General features: G+C 64.8%; 16 protein-coding genes. 12 read left to right on the top strand and 4 right to left on the bottom strand.

Going from position 1 to position 16,112, the window contains the following annotated elements:
• Window positions 1-7: 7 nt before the first annotated feature.
• The 5 genes from HMPREF2559_RS07775 (at window position 8) to HMPREF2559_RS07755 (ending at window position 4,723) form a co-directional block, all read left to right on the top strand.
• Window positions 8-919, top strand: a complete 912-nt coding sequence (locus tag HMPREF2559_RS07775) for an exodeoxyribonuclease III (protein ID WP_066485011.1) — start codon at window positions 8-10, stop codon at window positions 917-919.
• A gap of 115 nt (window positions 920-1,034) precedes the next feature.
• Window positions 1,035-1,226 (top strand): hypothetical protein, encoded by a 192-nt coding sequence (locus HMPREF2559_RS07770; RefSeq protein ID WP_066485014.1) that lies wholly within the window; start codon window positions 1,035-1,037, stop codon window positions 1,224-1,226.
• A 167-nt stretch (window positions 1,227-1,393) separates the two neighbouring features.
• A complete protein-coding gene (gene trpS, locus HMPREF2559_RS07765; RefSeq protein WP_070540192.1) occupies window positions 1,394-2,446 on the top strand; it encodes a tryptophan--tRNA ligase in 1,053 nt (350 codons plus the stop codon).
• A 58-nt stretch (window positions 2,447-2,504) separates the two neighbouring features.
• On the top strand, window positions 2,505-3,599 hold the full coding sequence (locus HMPREF2559_RS07760; RefSeq protein ID WP_066510863.1) for a YhjD/YihY/BrkB family envelope integrity protein: 1,095 nt from the start codon (window positions 2,505-2,507) through the stop codon (window positions 3,597-3,599).
• Between the two features lie 161 nt (window positions 3,600-3,760).
• Window positions 3,761-4,723 (top strand): RDD family protein, encoded by a 963-nt coding sequence (locus tag HMPREF2559_RS07755; protein ID WP_066510876.1) that lies wholly within the window; start codon window positions 3,761-3,763, stop codon window positions 4,721-4,723.
• A 48-nt stretch (window positions 4,724-4,771) separates the two neighbouring features.
• Here HMPREF2559_RS07755 and HMPREF2559_RS07750 read toward each other — a convergent pair whose 3' ends face one another.
• Window positions 4,772-6,139 (bottom strand): D-alanyl-D-alanine carboxypeptidase family protein, encoded by a 1,368-nt coding sequence (locus tag HMPREF2559_RS07750; RefSeq protein ID WP_066511005.1) that lies wholly within the window; start codon window positions 6,137-6,139, stop codon window positions 4,772-4,774.
• Between the two features lie 39 nt (window positions 6,140-6,178).
• Between HMPREF2559_RS07750 and HMPREF2559_RS07745 the strand changes: the two genes are divergently transcribed.
• The 3 genes from HMPREF2559_RS07745 (at window position 6,179) to HMPREF2559_RS07735 (ending at window position 8,872) form a co-directional block, all read left to right on the top strand.
• Entirely contained in the window at window positions 6,179-7,189 is a 1,011-nt protein-coding gene (locus HMPREF2559_RS07745) for an amidohydrolase family protein (RefSeq protein ID WP_230384210.1), read from the top strand.
• 127 nt (window positions 7,190-7,316) lie between these two features.
• Window positions 7,317-7,826: a hypothetical protein gene (locus HMPREF2559_RS07740; RefSeq protein ID WP_141759156.1), complete on the top strand. Its 510-nt coding sequence runs from the start codon at window positions 7,317-7,319 to the stop codon at window positions 7,824-7,826.
• Between the two features lie 2 nt (window positions 7,827-7,828).
• Entirely contained in the window at window positions 7,829-8,872 is a 1,044-nt protein-coding gene (locus tag HMPREF2559_RS07735; protein WP_070540186.1) for an alpha/beta hydrolase, read from the top strand.
• 133 nt (window positions 8,873-9,005) lie between these two features.
• Here HMPREF2559_RS07735 and HMPREF2559_RS07730 read toward each other — a convergent pair whose 3' ends face one another.
• The 3 genes from HMPREF2559_RS07730 to HMPREF2559_RS12765 form a co-directional block, all read right to left on the bottom strand.
• On the bottom strand, window positions 9,006-10,244 hold the full coding sequence (locus HMPREF2559_RS07730) for a hypothetical protein (RefSeq protein WP_066485038.1): 1,239 nt from the start codon (window positions 10,242-10,244) through the stop codon (window positions 9,006-9,008).
• A gap of 106 nt (window positions 10,245-10,350) precedes the next feature.
• Window positions 10,351-11,316 carry a C40 family peptidase gene (locus HMPREF2559_RS07725; RefSeq protein ID WP_066510883.1) on the bottom strand — a complete coding sequence of 322 codons (966 nt, stop codon included), beginning with the start codon at window positions 11,314-11,316 and terminating at the stop codon, window positions 10,351-10,353.
• A gap of 4 nt (window positions 11,317-11,320) precedes the next feature.
• Window positions 11,321-11,623, bottom strand: a complete 303-nt coding sequence (locus tag HMPREF2559_RS12765) for a transducer protein Htr23 (RefSeq protein ID WP_141759155.1) — start codon at window positions 11,621-11,623, stop codon at window positions 11,321-11,323.
• Between the two features lie 69 nt (window positions 11,624-11,692).
• Between HMPREF2559_RS12765 and upp the strand changes: the two genes are divergently transcribed.
• The 4 genes from upp (at window position 11,693) to HMPREF2559_RS07705 (ending at window position 15,933) form a co-directional block, all read left to right on the top strand.
• Complete coding sequence (upp, locus tag HMPREF2559_RS07720; protein WP_066485047.1) at window positions 11,693-12,328, top strand: uracil phosphoribosyltransferase; 636 nt, start codon at window positions 11,693-11,695, stop codon at window positions 12,326-12,328.
• Window positions 12,329-12,464: 136 nt separating this feature from the next.
• The gene (locus HMPREF2559_RS07715) at window positions 12,465-12,857 is read left to right on the top strand and encodes a helix-turn-helix domain-containing protein (RefSeq protein WP_066485050.1); all 393 of its coding nucleotides are present in this window, start codon (window positions 12,465-12,467) and stop codon (window positions 12,855-12,857) included.
• 89 nt (window positions 12,858-12,946) lie between these two features.
• Entirely contained in the window at window positions 12,947-14,197 is a 1,251-nt protein-coding gene (locus tag HMPREF2559_RS07710; RefSeq protein ID WP_083297808.1) for an amidohydrolase, read from the top strand.
• A gap of 275 nt (window positions 14,198-14,472) precedes the next feature.
• The gene (locus HMPREF2559_RS07705; protein WP_371325679.1) at window positions 14,473-15,933 is read left to right on the top strand and encodes an NAD(P)H-quinone dehydrogenase; all 1,461 of its coding nucleotides are present in this window, start codon (window positions 14,473-14,475) and stop codon (window positions 15,931-15,933) included.
• The last annotated feature ends 179 nt before the right edge of the window (window positions 15,934-16,112 follow it).

Here is a 16,112-nt window from a genome sequence, read left to right as displayed (position 1 = left end):
AGGCGGCATGACTTTTACCATCGCTTCCGTCAACGTCAATGGCATCCGCGCCGCTTGCAAGCAGCGCAACGAACTCAACCCGGGCATGAACGCCTGGTTGGCCCAGACCCCGGCGGACGTTGTGCTCATGCAGGAAGTGCGCGCGAACCCCAAGGAGACGGAGAAGGCCCTGGCGCCGTCGCTCGAGGCGGGCTGGCACCTGGTTCAGGCTGAGTCGGATGCCAAGGGCCGCGCTGGCGTGGGCATCCTCTCCCGCACGGAGCTTTCCGATGTCTCTGTGGGTTTCGGTTCCTTTGCATCTTCCGGTCGCTACATCGAGGCCACCGTCGCCAACGGCGAGCGCGTCGCCTCCCTCTACCTGCCCAGCGGCGACACGGACTCGCCCAAGCTGGATGAGAAGTACCGCTTCCTGGACGAGTTCGCGGATGTGCTCGAGGAGCGTGCCAACGAGTTTCCACAGATGGTCATCGGCGGGGACTGGAATATCTGCCACCGCGCGCAGGACCTGAAGAACAACAAGGCGAACGAGAAGAAGGCTGGCCACCTGCCGGAGGAGCGCGCCTTCATGGACTTCGTCTTTGGCGCATTCCCGGATTCTGAGCCGCAGGTCAAGGCGCGCCTGGGCGAGTACCACGGCGTGGTGGAGTACGCGACGAAGACGGATTGGGCGGCTCGCGCGGCCGGCCATGAGCCGGTGTGGTTTGACGCCGCGCGTCGCCTCCAGCCGGAGCTGGAAGGCCCGTACACGTGGTGGACCTACCGTGGTCAGGCCTTCAATAACGACGCAGGGTGGCGCATCGATTATCAAGCCGCGACCCGTGCGATGCTCGACCGCGCCGTGCGCACCTGGGTCGACAAGGCCCCGAGCGTCGAGGAACGCTGGTCCGATCACTCGCCGCTTGTGGTGGAGTACCGCTAAGGCTACCCCCGCGCGAGCGGCCGAAAGCGGGCATTAATGGATTGAAGCGTGTGCCGGGTGTTAAACTCTGTGACGTCTATATCATTCTTTCCTCGCGAGAACTTGGAGCAACTGCATGGCACGCGCAGCAATTGAATTCATCCTCGGCGCTGTTATCTTGGCCGCCGCCATCTGGTGGTTTAGCGTCGAAGGCCCGTCCTTCCTGTCCCTGGCACCGATGGTCCTCATGGGCGTAGGCGGCGCACTCATGGTCGCTGGTTTCTCTAACGCGCTGGATACCCACAGCCCGACCAAGCGCAAGATCTAGTTCTCGCGTTCACGACGCTGAGCCGCCCTTCCCGTTTCGGGAGGGGCGGCTTTCGCTCTGTGGGGGAGTTGCGCACGCCGGTGGGTGTTGACATAAAGAATGGCCGTGTAGCGCGAGGCTAACCCTGGGCCTTGCACGCAGGAGGCCGCGCACTACACTGAATGACTATGACTGAACAGAATTCTGCAGCAACCGCGGGGAGCACCGACGCCGCGACGCACCGCGTCCTCTCCGGTATCCAGCCCACGGCGGATTCCTACCATTTGGGTAATTACCTGGGAGCCCTCAAGCAGTGGATTGACTTGCAGGATTCCTTCGAGGCCTTTTACTTCATCCCGGACCTGCACGCCATCACGGTGGAGCAGGATCCCGAGGCGCTGCGCCAGCGCACCATCGCCGGTGCCGCCCAGCTCATCGCCCTGGGCATCGATCCGGAGAAGTCCACGCTCTTCGTGCAGTCCCACGTTCCGCAGCACACGGAGCTCACCTGGGTCCTGCAGTGCCTCACCGGTTTTGGCGAGGCCTCACGCATGACGCAGTTCAAGGACAAGTCCGCCAAGCAAGGCTCGGACCGCACCTCCGTGGGCCTGTTTACCTACCCCATGCTCATGGCGGCGGACATCCTGCTGTACTCGCCGGACTTCGTGCCGGTGGGGGAGGACCAGCGCCAGCACCTCGAGCTCACGCGCAACTTGGCCGAGCGCTTCAACGCCAAGTATGGCGAGACCTTCCGCGTGCCCGAGCCGTTCATCCCGGAGGGCTCCGCGAAAATCTACGACCTTCAAGATCCGACCTCTAAGATGTCGAAGTCGGGTTCGAACCCGAAGGGCATCATCAACTTGCTCGACGATCCGAAGACCTCGGCCAAACGCATCAAGTCCGCCGTCACGGATGATCTGGGTTCTGTCGCCTTCGACCGTGAGACCCAGCCGGGCGTGTCCAACCTCCTTATCATCCAGTCCGCGCTTACCGGCGAATCCGTGGATGCCCTGGTCGAGAAGTACGCAGGTCAGGGCTATGGTCACCTCAAGGTCGACACTGCCGATGCCCTCCAAGCGTTCACCACGCCGCTCAAGGCACGCTATGAGGAACTCATGGCGGACCGCGGCGAGCTCGAGTCCATCCTTGCCCGCGGCGCGGAGCGCGCGCAGGAGATCGCGCAGCCCCTGCTCGATAACGTTTATGACAAGGTTGGCTTCCTCCGCCCCCGCCGTGGCTAGGACCACGATATTCTAGGACGAGTAACTTATTTCTTTCTAAGAAAGGACTCTCGTCCGCATGACAGCAGCGTCATCTCCGTCTACGAAGAACGACGAGGCACGCACCGACGTGTACGGCATTGAACGCGCATATGATGACGAGCCAGGTGCCGTCGACAAAGTGCGTGAGCGTTCGCCCTTCGTCGACCACATCATGCGCACGCTCGATCGGTACGGGTCTGAGGGCGGCAACCAGTTCGCCGCAGCCACCACGTACTACTCGGTGCTCGCTATCTTCCCGTTGCTCATGCTGCTTACCGCGGGTGCGGCAACGGTCTTGGCATCGCGCCCCGATCTTTTTCAGCAATTGCAGGACCGCATCACCGAGTCTGTCTCGGGTGATTTAGGCTCGACACTCAACGAGGTTCTTGAAACCGCCGTCGATCAGCGCGGCGCCATGTTCGGCATCGGTGGTCTGACCACCCTGTGGTCCGGCTTGGGATGGATGAACAACCTGCGCGTTGGTATCTCCGCGATGTGGAAGATCGACGCGAATGAAGGCGGCACCTTCATTCAAAAGAAGCTTAGCGACTTGCTCGGCCTCATCGGTTTGCTCGTCGCGCTCGTCATCGCCTTCGGCGTTACCGCAGCCGGTTCGTCTGGACTCACGCAGAAGGTTTTCGACTGGGTGGGCATTGAATCTTTCCCCGGCATGAATATCGTGATCTTCCTCGTCGGCCTAGTGGTCGGTCTCATTGCGAACTTCCTCGTGTTCGGGTGGCTCATTGTCATCCTGCCGCGCACTAAGGTGCCGAAGAAGTCCGGCCTCATGGGTGCCCTTATCGGCGCCGTGGCCTTTGAGGTCCTCAAGCAGCTGTCCACCGTCATCATGTCCTCTGCTGCAGGCAACCCGGCGGGCGCCGTCTTCGGCCCCGTCATTGTCCTCATGGTTGTCATGTACCTCGTCTGGCGCGTGGTGCTCTATGTCTCAGCCTGGACGGCGACGACGGAGGAGTCTCTCGTCAACGCCGAGGACGTGGACGTCCCCGCACCGGCGATTATTCGTGTGCGCAACGAGATGAAGAGCGGTCCGTCCACGGGCACCACGCTGGGCATTGGCGCGGCTCTCGGCGCGGTGGGCGCCGGTCTCGTGGCCCTGCTCCGCCGCAAGTAGCTCATCCGCACGTCACCCCGCCGTTCGCTCGAGCGAGTCGTGGCGCGGGCGATAAAATAGCGCCACAAACACACCCAGCAGAGTCTCTGCGGCACCCCGCGCGGCGCTCTCGCAGCGCGATGGGGTGCGCAGTGCAGCAACGAAAGGATCCGTGAGCGTCCATGCATGCACCGAACCTCTACACCCACTTTGGTCTTGATCCGCAGGAGAACTCGACTGCTCTGGGCGTATTGCTTTCGGCGCGCGACGCGCGCCTGTCTCAGCAGGGCTATTCCACGTCGGCGGATACGCGGCGTGAGACGAATATCGGCTACGGCATCCTAGGCAACGACGAGGCCCGCGCGCTTTACGATGAAGCGCTCCGCGCTGGCCGTGGCGTCACGTGGGCGCAGTTGCAGTACCTCTGCGACTTTGGCACGTGGCCACAGGACTACACGGGGTGGACGGAACCCGACCACGACACTAACGCGCAGGCCGCCAGCGCCCCGCAGCCGCACCAGCACGCACAGCCGGGCCCTGCGCAGAACCCTTATGGCCAGTACGCCCAGCTCGATCAACCTGCGGTGAACCCGTACGGTTCTTCTCTTAACTTCGCACACACGCCGGGCGTGGGGCCGAATAACAACGTGCCCAGCCCCGCGCACCCAGTGTGGGGACAGCCCACCGGCGTCGTGGATTACGGCGCGGTCGCGCAACGCGCCACGCCCGGCACTCGCTGGGCAATGGGCATCGTGGACGGTTTCCTTGCCACGATGGTCGGCGGTGCGGTGCTTGCGCCGCTCAGCGTATTCGGCGACAGCGGAGACGCCATCGCTGCGCTCCTCTTCTTCGTCGTCTTCTCGGCGTACTTCATCCTCCCCGAGGTGCTCTGGGGCGGCAGCCCCATCAAGCTGGCGGCAGGCTACGAGGTGCGCGACGTCGACACGCACGAGCGGCTTAGCCCGCGACAGGCGATGAAACGAAACTGGTTCCGCCTCGTCAACATCGTGCCGGGACTCGGCCAGCTCGTCGGTTTCATTGGTGGACTCATCAGCGTCGGCACCATCTCGCCCGATAACGGCATGCTGGGTGCCCACGATCGCTTCGCCCATGCCGAAGTGGTCAAGCGTTCGTCGCGCCGCTAGACATACGAATGTTCATCCGGGAGCCGCGGCATGTGCGCGGGACAAAGGCTAGCGCTTGTGGTGGCGACCCGTCGTCCCGCGGAGCGTGAGCACCGCGGCGATAAGCGCGAAGAGCCCGACGAGGCCCACGATGAGCCAGCTCATCCACGGCTTGAGATCGTCGAGGACTGGGTCGTAGGCGTGTGCGCGCGCTGAGGTGGTGGGGGCATCGGAAGGCTCCGCGGCGTTGGGCGCCACAGGGTCCTGCGTGGCCGTCACCGTGGGGGTCGCGGAAGGATCCTCGGCGGGTGCCAGCGTGCCCACGCCCTGGCCGGGGCGGACGTCATAAGACTCGTGGAGCAGTTTTTGGGCCTGCTCCCACGCGCGGGGGCCGTGCTCCACGGTGGTATTGAGGATGATCGCCATGAGGCGACGGCCGCCGTGGTTGACGGCGCCGACGAAGGTATGGTGCGCGTCATCCGTGTATCCGGTTTTGCCGCCGATGCCCTCCGGATCGTTCATGAGCAGGCCGTTGTCGTTCCACAGCTCATAGCCGGGCAGGTCGCCGTAGCCGGGGAAGTCGACGTGATCCGTGTTGACCAGGCGCGCGAAGGTGGGGTTGCGGTACGCGGCCTGGTAGATGAGGCCTAGGTCGTAGGCCGAGGTGGACATGCCTGGCGCGTCGAGACCGGAGTAGCTCGCGGCGACGGTGTCGGTGGTGCCCAGCTCGTGGGCCTTCTTATTGACCTTGTCGAGGGTCGCCTTATCGCCGCCCAGGGCTTGGGCGAGCGCGTGCGCGGCATCGTTGCCTGAGGCCATGACGAGGCCTTGAAGAAGTTGCTCGATGGTGTAGACACCGCCCTCGCCAATGCCCACGGCGGAGCCGTCCGCGTTCGCGTCCTCCGCGGTGGCGGTGTATTTCTGGTTGAGGTCGAGTTCCTCGATGGCGACGAGTGCGAGGAGCACCTTGATGATGGACGCCGGGCGGTAACGCCCGTGCGGATCCTTCATCGCGATGATCTCGCCTGAGTCAACGTCTGCGACGAGGAACGCCGCGGCAAGGACGTCCTTGTCCACCGTGAAACCCTTCGGCGCTTTCACGCCGCAGTCGCTGGTCTGCGTAGCCGGCAGGGGAGTGGGCGCAGGTTGGCCCGGCGCGAGACGCTCCGAGGTCGTCACCGGCTCTGGCGGCACGAGGGACTGCGGACACGTATCCGTGTTGGGTGCCTCCGTGCGGTAGGTCGGGGTGACGGACTCTTCTGTGGCGTCGCCTTCCTCGCCCGCCTGGTCGCCAGCGGGGCCGCCTGCGGGGTCGCCTGGGGCCGGTGCCGTGGCGGCAGGATCCTCCTGCGCACGGGCGGGGGCGGGGCTGAGGACTGGGGCGCTGAGCGCCGCGGAACACACCGCGGCGAGCGACAGGGTGGCGAGCTTTTTCATGACGTGAAACATCTTAGGCGCCCGCCTACGATGGTGGGCATGCATGACGCACCTTTGATTAGCCCGGAAAATAAGGACTCGGACCGCGACACCTTCGCTGGCCTGCCGAAAGTCACCCTCCAAGAGCATGTGCCTTCCGATGCCGCCACTCCCGCAGACCTCACGGCGGCCACGGCCGCCGCGGTGGCGGCGTTGGCCGCCGATAATGTCGTCTACGCGGAGCTGCGTCTCCATGCGGAGACTTATCCTTTCAGCGCGCAGGAGGCTGTCGATGCCGCGCTTGCCGGGCTCGATCACGCGGGGATCGACGCCCGCCTCGTGATCATGGGCTTGCGTGGGTCCACCACCCTGCAGGAGTTGGCCGCGCTAACCGTCGCCGCCGCACGCAAGGACAAGGCTGACCGCGGCACCGAGGGCGCCCGCGTCGTCGGCTTTGCTCTGGGCGGCGATGTGGCGCAGCCCTTACCGGATTTGGACGCGCTCGTTGCCACCCTGCGCAGGGGCTTCCTTCCTTTCGAGCTTCACGCTGACGGCGAGCTCGACGATGTTGCTGCGGGCGTGCAGGCGGGCGTGAACCGTCTCTCCCACGCGACGGCGCTGGTAGATGACTTCACCGCGAACCTTGACGGCATCGCTCCGGGCGAGGTCTCCGGCTGGGTGTGCGACCGACGCATCCCGGTGACCTTTAGCCCCGCGGTAGAAATCATGCGCGGCCAACTCGAGGAGTTGTCCGATCACCCCTTGCCGCTTCTGCAGCAGCTGGGCTTTACGTGCACTATCTCTGCCGGACTGCCGGAGGTGGGCACGCTCACCGACCAGTTCGTCGCGCTCAACGAGACGTTTAGCTACGGTCTCGAGGAGTTCTTCGACCTCACCGTCAAGGCCGTGGAGAACGCCTTCGCTCCGCAGGTCGTGCGTGAGAAGCTCCTGGAGACGACCATCCTGCCGGCCTACGAGGAACTCGGCGACCCCGAATTCGCCGAGGACGCTCTCTTCCGCGGCGAGGACGCGGACGGTGCTAGCGACCACGATCACGGTCATACGCACTAGCCCGATGTCTCGCGCCCGGCACGCTTCCTGAAGACGGCCTGCCAGGAACCGACGAACACGCTGTTCAATGCGCCAGTGGCGCCGCGGTGGGGTGCCATCGCGCCGTGACGCGTGTTCAATGGGGGGCATGTCTTCAGCGTCAAACACTGCGTCTTCGGTGCTTATCATCCTGCCTGGCGAGGGGGCCTTTGATGCCGCTGCCTTCGTCGACACGCACCGTACTGCGAAGGCGGCTGGGCACTATGTTGTGCTTGCCACACCGGGCGGGGTACAGCCACAGGTAGACGAGACCGCGCTCCAATCCTTGGGCCCTGACGCGGCGACGCGGGTGCGCGGCTATCTGGAGGAGTGCACCCTCGCGTTGCTGAGCCCCCGCGCGCTGCACACCGTGGACGAGGCCTCCTTTGCCCAGGTGATTATCCTGGGCGAGCCCGCCGTGGGGCAGGAGATTCACCGCTTCGCCGCCACACGCCGCGCTGCGCGACGACCACTCACGGTTCTGGGCGGTGAACGCGCCACGACCGCGCAGCCCCCTGGCTCCACAGAATCCGCGACACCGGCGGCGCCGGATGCGCCTGATGCCGACGTCGTTTCCCTCGATGCCGTGCGCCGTTGCCGCACCCACACGAAAGAATAGTGATGTCCCTTACCTGTTCCCGCTTCGCCTCCCGCGCCCTCGTCAGTGCCGGGGTCCTTGGCGCGCTCGGCGCAGCCGCCGCTCTGGTGCCGCAATGGCGGGCTGACCGCAGCGCCGTCTCGCCGACGCTGCGCACGCCCGCGACGTGGGTCCCGTTTACGAATGTGCCAGGCGCAGTGGCTATGACGATCGCAGGACTGGGGCGCCGCGCCGTCATGGCGCAGCCCACCGGCGACGATGTGCAGGCCTCCCGCCTGCGTGTGCAGTCACCCGAGGGCGTGTCCTGCGACGTACACGTGCTCGTGCCGGACTCTGTGGATGCCGCGGCGGATGCACCCGACTGGGGCGACATACCGGTCATGGTGTGGACGCACGGTGGCGGACATTTGGTCGGTGCGCCGGAGATGTATGACACTCGCAACGCGGCCATCGCGCGAGCGCTGGGCGCCATCATCGTGGCACCGTATTACCCCAAGGCCCCGGCGAATCCCTTCCCGGCGGACTTTGACGTCTGCTACGCGGCGCTGCGCTGGGCACAGGAACGCACCTCCGGCCCCGTGGCGGTGTGTGGCGATAGCGCCGGCGGTGGACTAGCCGCAGGCCTTGCACAACGCGCGTTCGATGAGGGCCATCCCATTGTCTTCAACGGGCTGGTCTATCCCATGCTCGACCACCGCACGGGACAGCGCCCCGTCGAGGGCGGGCGCGGGCACTTTGTCTGGACGGCTAACTTCAACCGTGCGGCGTGGGCTGCGTACCTCGGCGCTGATCACCTTGAGAGGGAGCCGGAACCCTATGCGTCCCCCGTCGAGCGCGGCGACTTTACCGGCATGCCGCCGACGTGGATTTCCATCGGCACGCTCGATCTCTTCTACGACGAGTCGCGTGCCTACGCGGACAAGCTGCGGGAGGCGGGCGTTCCCGTCGACTTCGTGGAGGTTCCCGGTGCCTACCATGGCTTTGACGCGCTCGTGCCGAAGTCACCGGAGACTGCCCAGCTCACCGCAAACCTCATCGCGGCGCTGCGGCCGTACCTGCTTCCCTAAAGCGCGGAGGAGAACATGTAGTCGCACAGCAAACGCCCGCTGCCCACGTCGATGACGTGGGGCAGCGGGCGTTCGGTGTTCGCACGGCGCCGGGGTGACCGACGCAGTGCTCTAGCAGCGGTTATCGTGCTGTTTAGAACTTGGAGAAGCGCTTGATGAGCATCTCTTCCAGGCTGCGCCAAGCGGAGGAATGATCGCTGTATGGCTTGGACGGCACGTAACCAGCATGCTCCGTGGAGCCGAGCATATAACCCAGGTAGTCCTGGAAGCGCGGGTTCGCCAACATGAAGGAGTTAATCGAGTCGTCGCCGGCCCAGTCTGCGGCGTCCGCGCAGATTTCGTAGGCACGAGCGAGCTGGTCGTTGTCCACGGCCTCCGGACCTTGCTCGATGTCGCGCACGAGGTTGTTAAACGTGTACTGGTTGTCCGGGTGAACCTGGACCTCAAGCTCGCCGGCGTTGGCGGCGGTGATGATGTCCTCCCACGTGGACACATGGGCGAGGTCATGGTCATCGTTTTCCATGATCCAGCGCACGAGCTGCTTCGGGGTGGGGAAGGAGTAAATCTCGCCCCATTTGCCCAGGAAGACCGGGCGCTCGCCCAGATAGGTGCGCAGCGTGTAGACGGTCTTACGGTCGATGGTGATCTTCACCGGGTCGATACCAGCGGCGGCCCACACCGACTTGTCGTACGGATCCGCGGCGGCGGCTTCGGCCTTGCGGGCTTCCTCGTCCTCCTGACGCTTCTTGGCCGCGGCAGCGGTGGCGGCGGAGATACGCGCGGCGGCGTCGGTCACCTTATCCTCACTGAAGTCCGTGGTGGGAACGACCTTGACGTGCTTGTCGAGGTCTTCGATGATCTCTTTCCAGTTGGTGAGGATGACGCGGCCCACGCCGGACCACTCGCGCAGGCCTTCATCGCCCGTGTAGTGCTCAGAGCCGCGCACCGTGTTGCGCAGGATGGAGTGCGTGGCGAAGAAGATGGTGGTGTGCTCGGCACCCGCGACCGAGGCGAGAGCCTCGGCGACCTCCAAGTCACGTGCGACGGTGGACACGGCCTCGTGGCCGGGGCGCTCCGCCAGCTTGGCAGGCATGCCGATGAGGTCGTAGTCATCGCGCGGCGCGACGGAGACGCGGTTCGCGGGCCGCGAGTTGAAAGCTTCCCAGTTGGGGTGATCCAGCAAGTCGTGACGCTGGCCTGACTCCAAGAACGTCAGCAGCTCGGCCTCGGTGCGGAAGAGGAGGATCGACTCATCATCGCCCAAGAAGGCTTGCCACTCCGTGCCGTTCTGGCGCCACTTCGGGGCCCACAGGGTATAAAAGTCGCCCTCAGTCAGCGAGAGCTTAATCGGTACGATTGCGCGGGTGCTCATAAAAGCTCAGTCTACCCAACCGTGCGCGACGGATGCGCACGCGATCGCACTAGAGCAGAAGCGGCTTGTACCCATGCCGAGGCTGCGCCCATAAACTTCGGTGGAATTAGCCGGTCGGTCGCCAAAAGCCCTTAAACGCCATGCCCATGTTGGTGGTGCGCAGCGGGTTGGTCTGGACGGGGCTTCCGGCCTCGACGATCTGGCCGTCACCGGCATACATGGCCACGTGGCCGTCCCAGACGACGAGGTCCCCGGGCTGGAGCTCTGCGGCGGTGACTTGGCGGCCTACCGTTTGCTGCTCGGCAAGGCGCGGCAATTCGATGCCCGCCTGGCGCCACGCCCATTGCGTCAATCCGGAGCAGTCGTAGCCACCGGCGCCGGTCCCGCCCCAGGTATACGGAGTGCCGATTTGCGACAGCGCCGCGTTGACGGCGGCCTGACCTTGCGCGGAACTGCTGGAGCTGCTGGTGGCCGGACGTGCACTGCTGCCAGCGGTGGTGTCTTCCAGCGCAGCGGGGCGAATCTCGGGCGCGGCGGAGGGCGCGGGCGCGCCGGGAAGTGCACGGGACTGCTCCGACTTGAGCGAGTCTTTGGCGACGTGGCCTTCCTCGCTTACGGCCGAGGCGACGGCGCGACCGGCTATCTCTAGAAGGGGACGGGCGAGCGGAATGAGCTCATGGACGAGTTGCATAATGCGCTGCCCGGCCTCCGCGAGGCCACGCATGGCCAGCCCTTGCAGGGCGGCGCGGGCAGCCATCTGTGCAGCCGGATTGGGAATGAGCAAGCCCAGCGCCATGGGTACCGCCTCTTGGAGAAGTCGCAGGCCCAAGGCGAAGAGGTCACGAATGCACCCAAAAGCGAGTTGGCGGGCCTCGCGCTGCAGCTTTTCAATCTGCGCCGAGTCCGCTCGTAGCGAGTCCACGGCACGCAGGATCTTCTCTGGTGTGCCATCCGTGATGCGGGCCAGTTCGTGCACGCTCGAGACATCCGGCATGCGTGGCGTGGGGACGGCGGGAAGCTCGGCGGGACGCAGCGCCGAAATCTGGCGAATGGCGTCCATGATGACCATCATGAGCTCATCCCTCCGTTCCTGGACGTGGGGGGACGTTCTCGTTGGCGAAAGCCGCAGCGCCATCGCTGTCCACGGTGAGTGCTGCGTGCGTTGTCACGACGGCGACTTCTGCGAGATGTGCCAAGTCGGAGCGCATCATTTCGTCACGCGCGGCAACATTGTGAAACGCTGCGGTGAGCGCCGAACAGAAGTCACTGAGGCAGCCGCCCGGCAGTGAGGGCAGTGCCAAAGGTTGGGGTAGCGACTGTTGATCGAGGTCACGGGCAAGAGAGCGGGTTACTTCGGGGTCCAAGGTAAAAGTGTTCATGCCTCATTGGACTGTGCTGCGCGCCGAAAGGTTCCCACAAAATTTAAAAAAGCTTTTAGAGTAGGGGGCATGGATATCCACGTTGTAGACCACCCACTGGCTGCCTCCCGCCTCACGCTCATGCGCGACGCGCGCAGCGATAACGCCGCCTTCCGCGCTGCTTTGAAAGACTTGGGCACCATGCTCGTCTACGAAGCCGCGCGCGACCTGCCCGTTGAGCACTTTGACTGCGTGACCCCCGTGGACACCGCGCAAGGCACGCGCCTGCAAGACCCGCCGATCATCGTTCCCATCATCCGCGCTGGCCTGGGCATGATTGACCCCGCCTTGTCCATGATTCCGGATGCACAGGTTGGTTTCATCGGCATGGCCCGCGACGAGGAAACGCACGAGCCGGTGCCGTATCTCGAGGCGCTGCCGGAAGATCTGTCAGGCCGTACGGTCTTCGTTGTGGATCCCATGCTTGCCACGGGTGGTTCGCTGCTCCACGCCCTGCGTCTGCTTGCCGCGCGTGGTGCGACGAATATCACGGCTATTTGCATGGTCTCGGCACAGGAAGGCGTGGATGCACTGGCCAACTCCGGTCTGCCGGTGCGTCTCGTGACCGCCGTCATCGACCCTTCGCTCGACGAAGACGCGTACATCGTGCCGGGGTTGGGCGACGCTGGCGACCGCCTCTACGGACCACGCAATATTGACCTTTAAGCCGCAAGCAGCGGCCGCTGAGCTGCGGTGACGTAAGTGTTTCGCCGCAGCGGTGGCGCGTTCGTGGCCGTCGTTTTAGAATCCCGGGGTAGAAAGCCCGCGCTGGGGTGCGCGGGTCCGACTACTCGGGGGACACATGACTTTCGCTGTCGAACGACTCATGTGGTCAAGCTATGGCCACGGCTTTTCCATCACGCTCCAAGCGCTGCGCGAGGGCAGGAAGATCTCGCAGCAAGCGCTCGCAGACATCACGGGCTTATCGCGCAACCAGATTTCGAACCTAGAGCGAAACGATCATTACGGGGAGGGGCTCGCGGACCCACGCTTGTCCACCATCTATAAGCTGGCGCTCGGGCTTGAAGTCCCGCCGGCATCGTTGCTTCCTGGTGCGGCGCGCATGGTGGAGGAAATCTGCGCGCTGGATGGAGAGGATGACTGGACGCTCCTCGTGAAGCCGGAACACATCGCACCGTTTCCATCGGATTACGTGAATCGCCGGCGTTTTAGCGGGAAGTGGGCTTTCGAATAGCCCGGGGTTGGCCGCATTAAAACCGGGCCAGATTTTCTGTACCGCTTGGTCTAGTCTAGACTCGTTGGGAAAGACCCAGGAGGTACCTCATGAACGCTCGACCGAGCTCGCATTACGCTCACGCGGATACGTCGATTGACGTCTTCGGCGAGGGGCCGGGCGATGTCTCGCGTTTCGTGGCGGCCTGGTTCGATGCGCACCGCGCCGAGGTCATCGGCTGGCGCCGCCACATTCACCGCCACCCAGAGACGTCGAATAACGAAGTCGAGACCACGCGCTACATCGCGAAGATTCTGGAGGAGTGGGGCGTGGAGCCGCACCTGTTCCCAGAGACCGGTCTCATGGCCGACCTGGGCCCGGACAGCGAGCAGGGCCGCGTGGCCTTCCGTGCGGATATCGACGCGCTGCCCATCCAAGAAGTCACGGGGCTGGAATTTACGTCACTGAACAAGGGAGTCTCCCACTCCTGCGGGCATGACGTCCACACCACGGTCGTGCTGGGGCTCACCTGCGCGCTGAAGGAATACGACGAGCAGCACGGTCTGCCTGTCGGCGTGCGCGTTATCTTCCAGCCGGCGGAGGAGACGTGGGCAGGGGGTGCCACGGACGTCGTGTCCTGGGGCGCGCTCGAGGGAGTGCACTCCATCTTTGCCATTCACGCCGAGCCCAAGCTGCGCGTGGGACGCATCGGCGTGCGCGCGGGGGCTATCACCTCGGCCACGGACGTCGTCGAGCTTGAGGTCAAGGGACCGGGTGGCCACACGTCCCGCCCGCACTTGTCCGCGGACGTCATCTTTGCCCTTGCCAAGGTCGTGACCGACCTGCCGGGGCTGCTGTCGCGCCGGGTGGATCCGCGCACCGGTACCGTGCTGGTCTTCGGCCAGATCAATTCTGGTTTTGCGCCCAACGCGATGCCGGAGACGGGCACGCTCACCGGCACCATGCGCACGGCGGACATCACCGTGTGGCGCGGCATGCAAAAGCTTTTCAGCGAACTTGTCCAACAGGTCCTCGCTCCCCTCGGCGTGGAGTACGACCTGCAGTATCATCGCGGCGTGCCGCCGGTGCTCAACGACGACGTGGCGACGGCCGCGCTCACCGCGGCGGCCGCGGCCATCGATCCGCAGTGCGTGGCCCAGGCCCCGCAGTCTTCGGGCGGCGAGGATTTCTCGTGGTACCTCGAGCATGTCCCAGGCTCCATGGCGCGCCTGGGCTGCTGGTCTGGCGAGGGCGAGCAGTATGACCTGCATATGGGCGATCTCATCGTGGACGAGCGCGCCCTCGGTGTGGGCATTAAGCTCTTCGGATCCGTCGTCGATCAATTCGCGGCAGCAGAGTAAACCGCTCCACGGAACTGGCGGTCGAAGCTCAGCCGCGTTACCCAGCGTGCGGGAGGTGACCTGCGGGCACTACACTGTGGGATGAGTGTGCCTGCCTCACGGTGGTCGTATAATGCGCATGCGTTTCCACGTTCGGAAGCGCGGCGGAGATCTGTGCGTCCGTGGCGGAGGCAAAGCACCAAGGCATTACCGGCGAGGACCAGGTTGATACTGGAGTTAGCCGCATTCCCCATGACGTGTTTGACGTGAGATCTCATAAGGAGCGAGAAATAAAAGTGACCCAGGATAAGGCTGCTGCTCAGACTGCCCAGGTGACCGAAGACACCCCGCGCATTGTCATCATCGGCGGTGGCCCCGCCGGGTACGAGGCCGCAACGGCCGGCGCCAAGTACGGCGCCCACATCACGCTCATTGAGGAGCAGGGGCCCGGTGGTTCCTCCGTGCTCCTCGACTGCGTTCCGTCTAAGTCCTTCATCGCCGGCGCGAACATTCAGACGGACTTCCGCCGTGCGGATGCGATGGGGCTTAACGATCAGCTCAGCTCGCTGCAGCTGAAGCTCGATGCTCTTAACGAGCGCGTCCAAGCACTGGCCGCGAACCAGTCTGCGGACGTGCGCGCGGGCCTGGAGAAGATCGGCGTGAAGGTTATCGACGGCCGCGCGAAGTTCTCTGAGGACCAGACTGGCGTGCGCGGCGCGCACCACTTCGTCGACGTTACGCATGCCGACGGCACCGAGGAGCAGCTCGAGGCGGACCTCGTCCTCGTTGCTACAGGCGCCACCCCGCGCATCCTGCCGGGCGCACAGCCGGACGGGGAGCGCATCCTCACCTGGCAGCAGGTCTATGACCTCAAGGAGGAGCCGGAGCACCTCATCGTCGTCGGTTCCGGCGTCACCGGTGCCGAGTTTGTTTCCGCCTTCGCGGAGATGGGCGTCAAGGTCACCATGGTCGCTTCCCGCGACCGCATTCTGCCGCATGATGACGCCGATGCCGCAGATGTGCTCGAGACCGTCCTCGCCGAGCGCGGCGTGGAACTGGAGAAGAATTGCCGCGTGGAGTCTGTCGTGCGCACCGAGGACGGCAACGTCGTGGTGAAGACCCAGGACGGCCGCGAGATCCATGGCTCCCACGTCATCATGTCCATCGGCTCTGTCCCCAACACCAAGGACTTGGGCCTCGAACACGTCGGAGTCCACACCCAGAAGTCCGGCCACATCAAGGTCGACCGCGTCTCGCGCACCAATGTTGACGGCATTTACGCGGCGGGCGATTGCTCGGATCTCTTCCCGCTCGCCTCCGTCGCCGCCATGCAGGGCCGCATCGCGATGTACCACGCGCTGGGCGAGGGCGTGTCCCCGCTGCGCCTGAAGACCGTGGCCACCGCCGTGTTCACCCGCCCCGAGATCGCCGCCGTGGGCTTCACCCAGGCCGAGATTGAGGCAGGCGAGGTTGCCGCGCGCACCATCATGATGCCGCTCAACACCAACCCGCGCGCGAAGATGCGCTCCCTTAACCACGGCTTTGTCAAGCTCTTCTGCCGCGCCACCTCCGGCCGCGTCATTGGCGGCGTCATCGTCGCGCCGACCGCCTCGGAGCTCATTTTGCCCATCGCCGTTGCCGTGACCAACCAGCTCACGGTCAACCAGCTCGCAGACTCGTTTGCGGTCTACCCATCGTTGTCGGGCACCATCACGGAGGCGGCGCGCCGCCTCGTTGCGCACGACGATCTGTCCTAATCAGGGACCCAAGGTGCTCAGCCCACGCTCCAAGAGCGTGGGCTTTGTCGTGCGCAGAGCTTGCCGATGCCCCCTGATGCGCCATCGATTTATCTCCGAGGTTTCCGCATACCGGTGAGCTGTGGGACCGCCTCGGTGCCGCGCGCGGCGAGACGGGCTGTGAGGTGGAGGGGAAAGGG

Origin of the sequence: Corynebacterium sp. HMSC072G08, from assembly GCF_001809185.1 — a bacterium.
GTDB lineage: Bacteria > Actinomycetota > Actinomycetes > Mycobacteriales > Mycobacteriaceae > Corynebacterium > Corynebacterium phoceense.
The sequence above is the reverse complement of the archived record's forward strand: the minus strand, read 5'-3'. Positions and strand labels throughout refer to the sequence as shown.

Coding starts and splice junctions, on each gene's coding strand:
- HMPREF2559_RS07740 (WP_141759156.1), top strand. CDS start 7,317: ATGTCTTCAGCGTCAAACACTGCGTCTTCGGTGCTTATCATCCTGCCT.
- HMPREF2559_RS07730 (WP_066485038.1), bottom strand. CDS start 10,244: ATGAGCACCCGCGCAATCGTACCGATTAAGCTCTCGCTGACTGAGGGC.
- HMPREF2559_RS07725 (WP_066510883.1), bottom strand. CDS start 11,316: ATGATGGTCATCATGGACGCCATTCGCCAGATTTCGGCGCTGCGTCCC.
- HMPREF2559_RS07750 (WP_066511005.1), bottom strand. CDS start 6,139: ATGAAAAAGCTCGCCACCCTGTCGCTCGCCGCGGTGTGTTCCGCGGCG.
- HMPREF2559_RS07755 (WP_066510876.1), top strand. CDS start 3,761: ATGCATGCACCGAACCTCTACACCCACTTTGGTCTTGATCCGCAGGAG.
- upp (WP_066485047.1), top strand. CDS start 11,693: ATGGATATCCACGTTGTAGACCACCCACTGGCTGCCTCCCGCCTCACG.
- HMPREF2559_RS12765 (WP_141759155.1), bottom strand. CDS start 11,623: ATGAACACTTTTACCTTGGACCCCGAAGTAACCCGCTCTCTTGCCCGT.
- trpS (WP_070540192.1), top strand. CDS start 1,394: ATGACTGAACAGAATTCTGCAGCAACCGCGGGGAGCACCGACGCCGCG.
- HMPREF2559_RS07770 (WP_066485014.1), top strand. CDS start 1,035: ATGGCACGCGCAGCAATTGAATTCATCCTCGGCGCTGTTATCTTGGCC.
- HMPREF2559_RS07735 (WP_070540186.1), top strand. CDS start 7,829: ATGTCCCTTACCTGTTCCCGCTTCGCCTCCCGCGCCCTCGTCAGTGCC.
- HMPREF2559_RS07775 (WP_066485011.1), top strand. CDS start 8: ATGACTTTTACCATCGCTTCCGTCAACGTCAATGGCATCCGCGCCGCT.
- HMPREF2559_RS07760 (WP_066510863.1), top strand. CDS start 2,505: ATGACAGCAGCGTCATCTCCGTCTACGAAGAACGACGAGGCACGCACC.
- HMPREF2559_RS07745 (WP_230384210.1), top strand. CDS start 6,179: ATGCATGACGCACCTTTGATTAGCCCGGAAAATAAGGACTCGGACCGC.
- HMPREF2559_RS07710 (WP_083297808.1), top strand. CDS start 12,947: ATGAACGCTCGACCGAGCTCGCATTACGCTCACGCGGATACGTCGATT.
- HMPREF2559_RS07715 (WP_066485050.1), top strand. CDS start 12,465: ATGACTTTCGCTGTCGAACGACTCATGTGGTCAAGCTATGGCCACGGC.